10 protein-coding genes are annotated in these 13,372 nt (G+C 62.0%); 4 read left to right on the forward strand and 6 right to left on the reverse strand.

The features are described from left to right. Positions 1-68: 68 nt before the first annotated feature. The 6 genes from JFN93_RS19375 to JFN93_RS19400 all read right to left on the reverse strand — a co-directional run bounded on the left by JFN93_RS19375 (position 69) and on the right by JFN93_RS19400 (position 7,998). Complete coding sequence (locus JFN93_RS19375) at positions 69-2,726, reverse strand: ATP-binding protein (RefSeq protein WP_199385790.1); 2,658 nt, start codon at positions 2,724-2,726, stop codon at positions 69-71. Positions 2,727-2,924: 198 nt separating this feature from the next. After that, positions 2,925-4,082: an ABC transporter permease gene (locus JFN93_RS19380; protein ID WP_199385791.1), complete on the reverse strand. Its 1,158-nt coding sequence runs from the start codon at positions 4,080-4,082 to the stop codon at positions 2,925-2,927. Positions 4,083-4,326: 244 nt separating this feature from the next. Then, positions 4,327-5,499, reverse strand: coding sequence for an ABC transporter permease (locus JFN93_RS19385; protein ID WP_199385792.1), 1,173 nt, complete (start codon positions 5,497-5,499; stop codon positions 4,327-4,329). Positions 5,500-5,598: 99 nt separating this feature from the next. Further along, complete coding sequence (locus JFN93_RS19390) at positions 5,599-6,276, reverse strand: ABC transporter ATP-binding protein (protein ID WP_199385793.1); 678 nt, start codon at positions 6,274-6,276, stop codon at positions 5,599-5,601. A 149-nt stretch (positions 6,277-6,425) separates the two neighbouring features. Next, positions 6,426-7,643: an efflux RND transporter periplasmic adaptor subunit gene (locus JFN93_RS19395; RefSeq protein ID WP_199385794.1), complete on the reverse strand. Its 1,218-nt coding sequence runs from the start codon at positions 7,641-7,643 to the stop codon at positions 6,426-6,428. Positions 7,644-7,716: 73 nt separating this feature from the next. After that, a complete protein-coding gene (locus JFN93_RS19400; protein WP_199385795.1) occupies positions 7,717-7,998 on the reverse strand; it encodes a DUF503 domain-containing protein in 282 nt (93 codons plus the stop codon). Between the two features lie 311 nt (positions 7,999-8,309). On the opposite strand from JFN93_RS19400, the gene JFN93_RS19405 reads away from it, so the two are divergent. The 4 genes from JFN93_RS19405 (at position 8,310) to JFN93_RS19420 (ending at position 13,162) form a co-directional block, all read left to right on the forward strand. Beyond that, positions 8,310-9,434, forward strand: a complete 1,125-nt coding sequence (locus JFN93_RS19405; protein ID WP_199385796.1) for a hypothetical protein — start codon at positions 8,310-8,312, stop codon at positions 9,432-9,434. Continuing rightward, positions 9,434-10,708, forward strand: coding sequence for a multiheme c-type cytochrome (locus JFN93_RS19410; RefSeq protein WP_199385797.1), 1,275 nt, complete (start codon positions 9,434-9,436; stop codon positions 10,706-10,708). Before JFN93_RS19405 ends, JFN93_RS19410 begins: the two co-directional genes overlap by 1 nt. A gap of 148 nt (positions 10,709-10,856) precedes the next feature. Beyond that, positions 10,857-12,053, forward strand: a complete 1,197-nt coding sequence (gene rdgC, locus JFN93_RS19415; protein ID WP_199385798.1) for a recombination-associated protein RdgC — start codon at positions 10,857-10,859, stop codon at positions 12,051-12,053. A 206-nt stretch (positions 12,054-12,259) separates the two neighbouring features. Next, positions 12,260-13,162 carry a hypothetical protein gene (locus JFN93_RS19420; protein ID WP_199385799.1) on the forward strand — a complete coding sequence of 301 codons (903 nt, stop codon included), beginning with the start codon at positions 12,260-12,262 and terminating at the stop codon, positions 13,160-13,162. The last annotated feature ends 210 nt before the right edge of the window (positions 13,163-13,372 follow it).

A 13,372-nucleotide genomic window follows, 5' to 3' on the forward strand; every position in this document is an offset into this window, starting at 1 on the left:
GCAGGCGGCGTCCTCACTGATCTGCTGAGGACGCCGCCGTTCATGCCGCGGGGAAGCGCTGAGGCCGTCTATCCCCCCGGATTCGCATAAAGAAGCTCTTTCACCTTCGCCAGGAAATCGTTCACCGCGAAGGGCTTTTGAATGAAGTTCCTCCGGTCGCCGAGGAACCCCTGGTTGTCGACCACGGTGCGGGTATAGCCGGACATGAAAAGCACGATGAGATCGGGATGATCCTCGAGCAACTGCTGGTGCAGTTCCGGACCGCTCAGATCCGGCATGACGACGTCGGTGATCAGCATGTCGAAAGTCCGTCCTCGAGCCAGCTCCAGGGCCTGCTGCGGGCCATCCGCCTGGGTGACGTTCAGCCCCCGGGTGGAAAGGAGATTCGCCGTCATCACGCGCAGCATCTCGTTATCCTCGACCAGCAAGATGGAGTGGCTCACCGCGGCGAAAACCACTTCGCCGCAGGGCTCGGCACGTTCGGCCGACACCTCGTCATCGACCACCGGGAAAAACACCTTGAAGGAGGTCCCCTTGCCGGGTTCGCTGTACACCCAGATGGATCCCCCGTGCTGCTTCACCAGTCCGTAGACCGTGGCAAGCCCGAGTCCGCTCCCCTGCCCGACCGGTTTGGTGGTGAAGAACGGTTCGAAAACCTGCTCCATGGTTTGGGTGTCCATGCCGCAACCGTCGTCGGTTACCGCGAACATCATGTAGCGCCCCGGCTTGACGCTGGTGTGGTGGCGCGCATACGCCTGATCGAGGACCATCAGGGCCGTCTCGATGGTGATCGTCCCCTTGCCGCTGATGGCATCCTGGGCGTTGACGGCGAGATTCATCATGATCTGCTCGATCTGGTTCACGTCGGCCCGGATGTTGTGGATCTGGTCGGAGGGCTTCCACTGGATCTCGATATTCTCCCGGATGGTACGGCGCAAAATGTCGTAGAAGGAAGAAATCACCTGGTTGAGATCGACCACCTTTATGTCCAGCATCTGCTTGCGCCCGAAGCTCAACAGCTGTTGCACCAGAATCCGGGCCCGGTTGGCGGCAAGCAGGATCTGGTCCGCCATATCCACCCCGCCCCGCTCGGCGATGAAGTCCATCTTCAGAAGCTCCGTGTACACCATGATCGGCGTCAGCAGGTTATTGAGGTCGTGAGCCATTCCGCCGGCAAGCCTGCCGATGGATTCCATCCGCTGGATCTGGTGCAGTTGATCCTTCAACTGCTTCTTCTCCGTCTCAGCCTCCAACCGCTCGGTAATGTCCCGCACCACCGCCAGGAAGCAGGCCTCCCCGCCGATGCTCGTGGGGGAGATGAGCACCTCCGTCCAGACCGGCTCGCCGCCTTTGCGGCGGCATTCCCATTCAAAGGAGGCCGCATCGGCAAGGTTTCGGCTGGTCTCCCCCTCGCCCGCCGTAAGCCAAGGGATGGGAGCCGATGCCACCCCGAGGTCCTGCACGGTGAGGGAGAGGATCTCCGCCTTCGAGTACCCGTACATCTGTTGCACGGTGTCGTTTGCGTCCAGGATCCGCCCCGACTCCCGGTCGTGCAGGATGATGGCGTCTTTACTGGCGTCGAAGATCATCTGGTATTTCATTTCGCTGGCCCGGCGCGCCTCCTCCCCGAGAGCGAGTTCCTTGGCCAGGTTGTCGAAGGATTCCCCGAGACTCCCCAGCTCCCCTCCGGCGACCAGACCGGAGATCGGCGCGTCCAGTCCACCGTCCGCCAGATGCTGCGAGGCCTTTTTCAGAACCAGGATGCGATCGGCGATCGAGCGGTTGGCGATGAGCAGCGCGATGTAAAGTGCGACGATGAGGCCGGGCATCAACAGCGCCAGGTTGCTCCAGAGGATCTTGTTGGCGTTGGCCAAAACCGCGGCGGTAGGAATTCCTACCCGAATGTACATGTACGGGGCTTCCTCACCGGCAAGACGCATCTTGCGGTAGGCAACGTAATAGGTCCCATCCCCCAGAAACCGGCTCAGGCCATGCCCTTCTTCCGGTCCGTTTTTCATCTCATCGAAGAGCCGCGGGTCCAGCCGCTTCCCCACAAAGCGGATCGCGTCGGCCGCTCCGCTGAGAATCACCCCGCTGTGATCGATGATGAGAAAGTTGCTTCCGGCGGGAAGCTTGGCATCGGCAAATGCCTTCTCATAGGGCCCCAGGTCGAACCCCAGGGAGAGGACACCGATGATCTCGCCGCGCTCGTCTCGGAGGGGATAGCCAAAGTTGAACACCGGCTTGAAGATGGCCCTGCTGATGATGTATTCCCCGGAGGAGAACCTCCCGGCGGCGATGGGGTTTTTGAAGTAACGGCGGTCGGCGACGGAGCGATTGCGCAGGGCTTTGACGGCGGAGGCAAGGACGAGGCCATCCGGGTTGATGATGGCTATGTTCGAGTAGTGGGAGTTGAGACGCAGGATCTCGGCCAACAGCGGCTCCACATTCGCCGGATCCCCCCTTTTGACCGCGGGGAGCTGGGCCAGGGCACTCACCAATTGCTGCGCCGCGGCCACCAGGTTCTTCTGTTGCAGCGCCATGCTGTCGGCGAGCCGTTGCGAGTCCAGTACCGCTATCTTGATCGCCTCGCTCCGCAATTTCATCCCGGAGTACAGGATCATCCCACCCGCCGGCACGGCAGTGATCAACACAATGAAAACGAGCTGCGCCCGTATTGTCAGAGAGAAAAACCGGGTCATGGCACTGGAAAGAATATTGAGCATCCTGGCCTCCCTTCTTCAACAGGGTGATCCAATAGACCCTGGCGACGAAAATTAAAGGCCATTCACTATAGCGCAAGTTTCCTGAGCCGGTAGGGTTGGACGGGAAAAAAGGGGAAGGGTTTATCGGGGTGGGACGGACGATCGCAAGGCCGGAGCAGTAAAAGGGATCACTCCTTTTCCCCGGCGAAGATTCACTTATTACCCGATTCGTTTCAGCCCGGCGGCGATCCGGATGGTGGAGCCGCGCCAGGTCGGGAAAATACCGGAAACCACCCCAACCGTGAGCGCAGCCAGCATCTCCAGGAGGATGGTCTCCCGGGAAACGGAGAAGAAAGGAAAGTACTGGGCGAGTTCTACCTCGATCCAGTGCGCCGCGGGAAAAGTCAGAACGACCCCGAGAATCCCACCGGCGAGCGAGATCGCCACCGATTCGCCGAAGATGATGCCGCCGATGTGCGGCGCGGTGAAGCCAAGCGTCTTCATGGTCGCGTATTCCCCGAGCCGCTCCCGCGCCGTCATCGCCATGGTGTTGGCCGCCACGACCATGATGATCGCGATCACCATGTAAGAGACGATCTGGATCGCGACCATGATCGCCTCAGTCATGGAGACGAAGCCCAGGTTGAAGGCGCGCTCGGTCTCGGTAAGGGTCTCGGCCAGGGAATTCTTGAAAAGGGCATCCACCGCGACCGCCACGTCCGGCGCCACCGCGGGGCTGGTCACCCCGATAATGTAAAAGCCGACCTGGTCCGCCCTCCCCGCCGCGGTCTGCCGCACCGCTTCGTTGAGGTAATCCCAGTGGAAGAGAAGCACCCGCTCCTCTGTGGTCCGATCCGCGCCGTGGTAGATGCCGCGCACCACGAACTCCCACTGCCCGGGATAGATGGTCCCTTTGAGCGTGACGAGGTCGCCGATCTTCCAGCCGTAGGTCTTGGCCAGCCGGTTCCCGACGATGCAGGCCTTGCGGTCCATGAGAAAGGCCGACTTCTCCTTCTCGGGGAGGACGAACTCGGGATAGAGCTCGAGGTAGCTTTTCGGTTCCACGGCGTAGTTGGCGAAGAAGTGCTTCTCATCGATGTAGATGCCGCCGAACCAGCTGCCGTAGGCGACCTTTTTCACCCCCGGCACCCCGCGGATCCGCTCCAGGTACGACACCGGCAGCGGGAAGATGAGCGATATCGAGTTCCGGGTTATCAGCCGGGTATCCGAGGCACGATCGACACCCGCATACCACAGCCCGACCAGCGTCCGCAGCAGGCCGTAGGCCAGCACCGCAACCGCCACCCCGACAATGGTCAGGATCGACCGCAACCGGTGGCGGAAGATGTTCTTTATGACGAACTTGAGGAAGAACATAGGGAACCCGGGGCTCGGGGCTGGGGACTGGGGGCTCGGGAAAGCTCCGTCCGACTGGCCTCCTGGCGAAAATACTCTCGTTACTTTTAACTCTCGTTTCCAAGGTCCACCTTGGGACACTAGGATTCCAAAGCGCCAGCTTTGTAAGACCACCTGTTTGCGAAGCTGGAGCTTCGCGCTCTAAGGCAGGTTCCCAAGGTGGACCTTGGGAACCAGGAAAAAGCCCCTGGCCCCGCCTTCCAACCTACCCCCCGCTTCTAAGTGCCTCCACGATGTTCATCCGCGAGGCCCGGAACGCCGGGAGGGTCCCCCCGATCAACCCCATGACGAGCGAAAAGAAAAGCGATTTCCAGAAAATCCCCAAGGTCAGGGTGAAGGAGAAGGCGAGCTCGGAAAAGGACTGCCAGTTCATGGTGGAAATCGTGATGAGCTGCATGAAAGATGCCCCGATGACGCCCAGGATCCCGCCGCACAAACCCAGCAGCAGGGACTCGATCACAAACGCCGAGAGGATGTCCCGCCGGCGAAACCCGAGCGCCCGCAGCGTACCGATCTCGGTCACCCGGTTGGCGACCGCCGCATACATGGTGATGGTCGCCCCGATGACCGCACCGATCGAGAAGACGATGGTCAAAACCATCCCGAGGATGCGCAGAAATTTCGCCATCGCCTCGGACTGGTCCAGGTAGTAGCGGGTCTCCCGCTTGGCCTCCACGGTCAGCCGCGGATCGCCTTCGATCCGGCTTTTGAACTCGTCGAACTCGGAGCTGTCCCGCAACCGGAAGATCACCGACGAGTAGACCGGCCGTCGGAACGCCTGCATCATCTGCTCGACGTCACCCCAGATCTCCGAGGAAAAGCCGGTCGCCCCGGCATCGAAGACCCCGACCACGCGCCAGTCGCGCATCCCGAAGCGAAGCGTCTCCCCGAGGCCGGCCCCCTTGAAGCGCCGTGCGATGCTCTTTCCGGCGATAACCTCCGCCAGGCCGGGATGGGGCAGCCTCCCTTCGATCAGGCGCACCGCCGGGCGCAGCGTAAAGGAGGCCGGAGTGGCAACCCCGCGGATGACCACGTTGGCCGGCTTGTGGGTCCCCCGCTTCTGCAGGTTGATGAGGACCACCAGTTCCTTGGCGAGAAGCGGCTGGCCGTCCGCGCCGATCGCCACCTCAGGCTGCGTCTCGACCAGCGCCGCCTGGGTGCGCTCCACCCCGCTTTGCACCTCCGAGTTGGAGGATTTGCGCAGGACCACGACGTTATCCGGCGAGCCGGTCTGGACCAGCGTCTGCTGCAGCCCTTCGGCCAGCATCAGCGTCGCCGCGAAAACGAAGACGACCAGCCCCATGCCGCTGGCGGTAAGAACCGTAGTCAGCCGGCGGGTCCAGAGGTTACGGAAGCTGTATGAAATAGGAATGCCCATAAAGACCACGTTCGACGTTCTGCGTTCGACGTTCGACGTTTTTTCGCGCTACCAACGAATTCATTGTTTGCGCGTCGAACGTCGCACGCCGAACGGATGTTACTGCAGTTCGCCCTTCTCCAAATGCCGCACCAGGTGCGCCTTCTCGGCGGCACGCGGGTCGTGGGTCACCATGATGACCGTTTTGCCGAACTCGGTAACCAGGCGGTCCATCAGCGAGAGAATCTCTTCCGCCGAGGCGCGGTCCAGGTCCCCGGTCGGTTCGTCCGCCACCAGGATCTCGGGATCGGTCACGATGGCGCGGGCGATCGCCACCCGCTGCTGCTGCCCGCCGGATAGCTGCGCCGGATAGTGATCCATCCGGTCGGTAAGTCCCACCACCGAAAGGACCGCCTCCACATGCTCCCGACGCTCCTTCCGGGTCAGATGGGTAAGCAGCAGGGGCAACTCGACATTCTCAAAGGCAGTGAGCACCGGGATCAGGTTATAGAACTGGAAGATGAACCCGACGTTCCCCGCCCGCCAGTGCGCCAGCTCCGTCTCCGACAACCCGGTGATCTCCACGCCCGCAATCTGGATCGAGCCGGTGTCGGCAAAATCGATTCCGGCGATGAGGTTGAGCAGGGTACTTTTGCCGGAGCCGGAAGGTCCCATGAGAGCGAGAAACTCGCCGCGGGCAATGTCGAAGCTGATCCCGGAAAGGACCGGAATGATCTGGCTGCCGCGCCGGTAGCTCTTGGAAAGGTTCCGAATTTCGACGATCGGGGGCTCGGTCATATGAGTCTCAGTTCAGCGTTCAATGTTCAAGGTTTGTGGGTGGATGATCAGGGGCGTCCAACAGGCAAAGGAGACCACTCTGCGATGCATTTCCATCTTCACATGGAATGCACAAGGCCCAACGTTGAACGTTGAACCTTGGACCGAATTTACTTCTCCGCCGTCTTGATCCGGCCCCCGTCATGCAGCTTGTCCAGCGGCTTGATCGCGATCCGCTCCCCCGGCTTCACCCCACTCACCACCTCCACCAGGTCACCGATCTTGCCACCCAGCGTTACCGGCGTCTCCACCACGCGATCGCCCCGCACCACGTACACCACGGACCGGTCTCCTTTTTTGGCAATCGACGTCGGCGGAAGCGCCGTCTTCGGCTTCTGCTCGCCGGGCTGCAGCGGGTGCTCCAGAAAGGCGACCTTCGCGCTCATCTCGGGAAGGATGCGCCGGTCGTGGTCCAGAAAACGGACCTTCACCATCACACTCCCCTTGCTGCGGTCGGCCGTCGGGACGATGGTATGCACCTCGCCCCGGAACCGGCTTTCCGGCAGGGCGTCCAGCAGTACCTCGCAGGGCTGCCCGGCGCGTACCTTGCTCAGGTTCGATTCCGAGACATCCGCCTCCACTTCCAGGGAACTCATATCCGCCATGGTGACGACCGCGGCCTTCGCGTTCGCCGCAGCGGCCAGCGGGGAGACGATGTCGCCGATATCCGCGTTCTTGGTGAGCACCACCCCGTCGAACGGGGAGCGGATCAGGGTGTATTCCACGGCCACCGCGGCGCCGTTGAGCCCCGCCTCTGCGGCCTTCACCGCGGCGGCGGCCCCGGCCGTCCCGGCGACATCGCGCTTGTAACGCGCCTCGGCGGTATCGTAGTCCGCCTGGGAGACGATCCCCTCCGACAGGAGCTGCTTATAACGCTTCAGGTTGCGGCTCGCGTCACGTTCTTCCACTTCCGCCTGGGTCAGCGAATCGCGGGCCGTCTTCAGGTTGGCCGCGGCCTGAAGCCGGGACGCCTCGACGTCGCGGTTCTCCAGCCGGGCCAGGAGCTGCCCCGCCTTCACCACGCTCCCTTCCTCCACGCCGAGCCATTCCAAGCGCCCCGTTGCCTTGGAGGAAACCGCCGCCTTGCGCTGGGCGACCACGTAACCGCTGGCATTGAGCAGGGAAAACGTCTGCGAGGGATAGACCATGGAAACCGTCGCCGTTTCCACCTCCACGGGCCGGGCCAGAACCCCCTTCCACAGGATGACGGCAACGACCACCGCCCCGAGAGCGATTCCCCCCCAGAAACGCGGGCCCCTGCGCCGCGAGCTTTTGGCGGTGAAACTTCCCTTATCGATGGTCAGCTTACTGAGATCTTCTTGAGCCATGTAGCATCTCCGGCAGAAAAGAGTTCAGGTTACCAGGTTGAGCCGATTAAAGCCGTGAACTCGGGGACAGGGATTACAACTCGTCCACCTGAAGTTCAACGACCTCCACATCCGGGCGTTCCTCGACGAGCCAGCTCTCCAGATCCTGCATGACCCGCTTGCCGCCGGTTGCCGAGTCCGCGACGGTGACGAAGGAGAGGACCGCGTCGTCGGAGATGTCGTGAAAGTCGGTCTCGCTACAGGCGACGTTAAACCGGTTGCGCGCCCGGGACAGGATACTCTTTACAATGGCGCGCTTTTCTTTCAGATTGCGGCTTTCCAGGCGCAGGCGCAGTTGCAGCAAAACGATGGACATCGCAAATACCTTTCAACACAGAGGTAACACAAACATTGTATTCTCCCCGTTCACGGCTTTCTTAGCAACAATTAAATTCGGGACAGGCATCGGAGCAGGAATCGGTGGGAAAACCAACGCACCAAATGAACGGTGAACAAGAAGGCATGATCGATACCTTGAACTCCCCCTTTGAGGAAGAGGATTTGCCCTGCTGAGTTTGGCATCGACGTCATCCAGTCCGCCCCTTCCATTAGTCAATGCTCACCGCCTTTTGTCTTTGCCAATCACCTCATTTTAGGTACACTCCCTCGCATTATGAGGAGGGCGCTATGATAAGGGTTCACCGTCTTGCGGTTCTGCTTGCATTGACTGTGTCGGTATTTTCCGGCTGCGCCACGCTTCCGTACAGTGCGCCGCTGCCTAAAGAGCTTACGATCAAGAAAATCGGCAAGGTCGACCCGGGCGCCCCCTTCGCGGTGAGCCAAAACGGGACGGTTGCCACGGTTTCCGGCGGGGCGGTGCAAACCATCACCTCAGGGACGGAAACCCCGCAGCAGGTGGCCGATCTGCAGGCGACGGCGCTTAGCTTCAGCCCCAGCGGTGAACAACTGGCGGTGGCAGGGGGCAAGGAGAACGTCCTGCGCATCTACGGTCCCCAGGGAAAACTGCTCGGCGAGACCAAAGTTCGCGGCCGGGTCACCGCACTCATCTGGCGCTCCGAAAAGGAAGTCCTCGCTGCGGCGATGCACGTGCAGCGGTACAGCTTCGGAAGCGAACTGGTCACCCTGCTGCACCGCTGGAACGGCGCCGGTGCGCCCGCGACTGCCACCCTCAGCGACACCACCATCAAGAAAAGCACGGCAGCCTGGCCCGATGACGTCCTGTACGGCACCTTCGCCCTGGCGCTCTCCCCGTACGGCGACGAGATCGCCTACCGCTTCCTGAGGGATCCCCCCCTCTTCCCACCCTACCAAAGCCTGGTGCTCCGCCACCTGGAAAGCGGCCAGCAGCACGAGCTCACCAGCATCCCCGTCAGTTCGGCCGGCCCCTTCTTTGCCGCCGACGGCGAGCGGGTCGTGGTGGGAGACGCGATGGCGACGCACTGGTTCGGGGTACCGGAAGGCAAGGAGCAGCTCGTGATACCTGCCCCGGGAAGCAGCCTTTCGGCCTCGTCTTCCGGGGCCTATCTCCTGATGAACGGCCAGCTCTACCGCGGCGAGCAGAAGATCGCCTCCTTCGCGCCCGACTCGGTCGGCGCTTTTCTTCCCGATGGGACCGGACTGGTACTCGGATACCACGGGGCGCTCTATCTCGTCTCCGGCCTGACCGACACCCCGCCCCCGGCCCCGGCAAAGGATCGCGAAAAGCTGCTCAAGCTGCGCCGGCTGCGCAGCCTCGAGCTGATCACGAACGAGGAGTTCAAAAAAGAACTGGCGCGGGTCCCGGCGAAGTAATGCTATCGGTACTGCATAGAGGCCTGCTGCCGTTATTTTGTGCACTCACCCTGTCGGCTCCGGCTCTGGCAGCGGAACCGTGCCTCCCCTGCCACCTGGAAAAGACCCCGGCGGCGGTGAAGCGCTGGCAGGAAAGTGCCCATGCCCGGGCGGGGGTCGGTTGCGAAGGATGCCACGGCAAGGACCACGACAAGATCCTGAAAGGGGAAGCGAAGGTCGACATGACCGTCTGCGCCCCCTGCCATAAGAAGGCGTTCCAGGAGCACCAGGCCAGCCGTCACGGGATGGGGCTCCACTCCGGCTGGGGCTGCACCCGCAATCTCCCCGGGCGCAAAGCCGACGAGTGCCGTTTCTGCCATCGCGAAGGGGACACTGCCCCGCGCTCCGATGTCCAGTGCGCCCGCTTCCTGAAGCAATCGAGCGAGATGGGGCAGATCGGCTGCAACTCCTGTCACGCGGTCGAGAACGCCTGCGACTCCTGCCACTCCAGTCACTCGACCGACCTCGCCATCGTCCGCAATCCGAACGTCTGCGCCAAGTGCCACATGGGGCCGGACCATCCCCAATGGGAGATGTGGCAGACCTCGCAGCACGGCACCATCAACGCTACCCTCGGCCGCAATACCGGGCCCGACTGCCAGACATGCCACATGCCCAAGGGGACCCACAACGTCTCCATCGGGATCACCATGAACTCCGGCGGAATCCCCTACGACGAAAAGAAAGCCCGGCCGGCGCGCGCCGACATGGTGCGGATCTGCAGCGCCTGCCATGCGAGCGAGTTCGTCCGGCGGGAGCTTCAGCGCGACGATGCGGTGCGAGCCCAGAGCCTGAAACTCCTCAAGGAGGCGGAGCAGATCCTGTGGGACCTCAACGACCACGGGCTCCTCGATCCGATGCCCGAACAGCGTCCGCCCCACCCCTTGAGCGGCAACAAGCTGGTGACCGACGCGCAGATGCTCTACGAGGACACCTCCCATATCGAGCGGCTTTTCTTCAAGATGAAGAAGTACGACTACGCCAGGACCGTCAAGGGGGCATACCACCAGAATCCCGCCTATACCCACTGGTACGGCAACGCCGAGCTGAAGATGGATCTGATCGACATCAAGGCGGAAGCAAGCCGCCTCCGGGAACGGGGGAAGAAAGGCCTAGAGCGGAAAAGCAGCATCGAAGAGGAGCTGACCGCGCTGCAGAAGAAGTTCGAGCGCGGGGAGATCAGCGACAAGGAATACGCGCGGGAGAAGGAGAAGGCGTTGAAGGCAATGGAATGAGTCGGGGGGCCCCCTAACCCCGCCCGCCGGCCGCGGGGGGAACATTCGGCCGCACTTTCATTGAAACAATTTTCCTTGCCGCTGCTTCTCAAAAGGTGTACTCATGCAGGTTCCCCTCGGGGATAGAAAAGCGAAGGAGATACACTAGATGGGCATTCTGGCCAACACCGTTAGCATCTGCCACTTTCAGGTTCAGGGCGAACTTCCCGCCAAGGAAGAGCTCTACAGCTGGACCCTCAACCGCCTCGCAGGAAACCGCTTCAATCCCATCGACCAAGGTTCGGAGGAGCTCTCCGTGGGTTGGGTCCACCTCGACGATCCCCGTTCCTCGGAATTCGACACCCCCGCCGCCTGCTGGCGCGATCACTACCTCATGTTCACCCTGCGCCGCGACCGGCGCGCGGTCCCTTCGGCAATCCTGAAGGCGCACCTGGACCGGGAGTACGAGCGCTGGCTCGGCGAGAACCCGGGTTACGCCAAGGTCCCGAAGCAGGAGAAGGAAACGCTGAAAGAGGCGGTGCATGCCACCCTGCTCTCTCAGACCCTTCCCACCCCTTCGACCTACGATGCCGTATGGGATACCCAGACCGGCATGCTCACCTTCAGTTCGCTGTCGCCCAAGGTCATCGAGCTTTTCGAAGAGGAGTTCAAGAAGACTTTCGAAGGGCTGCGTCTTTCGGCGTTTCATCCCTACGCCCGCGCCGAGAGCGTCCTCGATGAATCGAACCGCGCCCTTCTGGCCCAGGCGAACCGCTCCAAGAGCGACAACTTCCTGGAGCTGATCAAGGAGAACCAGTGGCTGGGCGTTGATTTCATGCTCTGGCTCATGTACCAGACCATGAACGACTCCTCCGAGTACAGCATCAACCAGCAGGGGATTCTCTCCGACGGCGAGCGCTTCGTCGCCTACGTGGACGACCGGGTAGTGCTTCTGGGCGCCGGCGAGAACGGGGCGCAGAAGATCACCGTTGCCGGTCCGCAGGACCACTTCAACGAGGTGCGCAGCGCCCTGCTCAACCGCAAGCAGATCACCGAGGCGACCCTGCATCTGGAGACCAGCGAGGACGAGCACTGGAAGATGACCCTGAAAGGGGAGCTCTTCCATTTCGCCTCCTTCAAATCCCCCGCGGTAAAGCTGGAAAAAGACAGCACCACCGACGAGGCGATGGAGCGCGAGGCGGTCTTCTTCGAGCGGATGGTCCTTCTGGAAAAGGGAACCCAGCTCTTCAACTCGCTCTTCGCAACGTTCCTCAAGCTGCGCCTGGGCCAGGGCTGGGGCGAGCACGAAGGCCAGATCAACAAGTGGCTCAACGTCTGCAGCAACTGCAACAGCCCGCTCGTGTAAGTACTGCAATCTGCTTCAGGAGGTGCCTCAGCCCTCCTTACCGCCGACCAGGTCCCTCCCCCGTCAAGGGGGAGGGAGTCTTTCCGGGGAGGTCCCAACTGCTCCAGAGTTCCCCCTATCACCGCTTATTCATCCTGCTGCTGGCGCTCCTCCTGCTCAGTCCCTCCCCCAGCCGCGCCGGAGAAGTTTTCCTGCTCGGCGGCGGCATGCACGAGACCAACGTCGGCCAAGGCTCCTATTCCTTCCAGGGAGAATACCGGGAGGGGCTCGGGGAAAACTACGTCGTCAGCACCCATTACCTCAACGAAGGTCACGTTCCGGACCATCACCGCGACGGTTTCGCCCCCATCATGCTCTGGAGGCGTGAAAACCTGCAGGACCGGTCCCTATCCCTTTCCCTAGGCATCGGCCCCTATCTTTTTGCCGACACCACGACCGGGGCCAATGGATCGGTTCACAACGACCACGGGGTCGGTGCGATCGCCGGGGCATCCGCCATCTGGTACACCAAGTCGCAGTTCCTGGTTCAGGCGCGGGTCAACCTGATCCAGACCGCCGGGAGCATGAACGACGTCATCGCCCTGATCGGGGTCGGATACCAGCTGGATCAGCCGGACAGCTGCGGCCCGCTCCCCCGCCCTCCCAAGCACCGCAAACAAAAGACCGACCACGAGATCACCCTGTTCCTCGGGCAAACCGTCGTCAACCGCCCCGGCTCCCCGAAATCGCTGGCCACCGACGTGGAGTACCGGTACACAATCCTTCCCTATCTCGACATGAGCGCGTCGTGGCTGCACGAAAGCGACGACCGGGTCACCCGTCGCGACGGGATCATCACCCAGGCCTGGCTGGTACGCGGCTTCTGCACCGACCATCTCGCCCTGGGGATCGGTCTGGGCCCCTACTTCGCCGTCAACGAGCGCAGCGGCCCCCTTCTCATTGACCGCAGATTCGGCGGCATCGTCTCGCCGATGCTCTCCTTCACCGCCACCCTGCGCAATTTCGAGTTCAATCCCGACCTCAGCGCCCGCATCTCCCTGAACCGCCTCGTTACCAACTACGACCGGGACATGGATACCTTCCTGCTTGGGATCGGCTATCGATTCTGATAGCCTCCCGCCCCCCAAGATTCTCATTGTCGGAAGCGACATTCTTGTCGCGATCCTCTTTAAATCAAGGTAGCCGCCTACCCTGTGGGAGCGCCCTTCCGGGCGCGATTAACCGCCTTCGGCGGATCGCGCCCGGAAAGGCGCTCCCACAGTTATGGTGATCACGCGGCTGAAATCGAGACAGGAATGTCGCCCCTCCAAGGGGGCCGG

It is taken from the genome of Geomesophilobacter sediminis, assembly GCF_016458275.1.
Taxonomy (GTDB): Bacteria; Desulfobacterota; Desulfuromonadia; order Geobacterales; family Geobacteraceae; genus Geomesophilobacter; species Geomesophilobacter sediminis.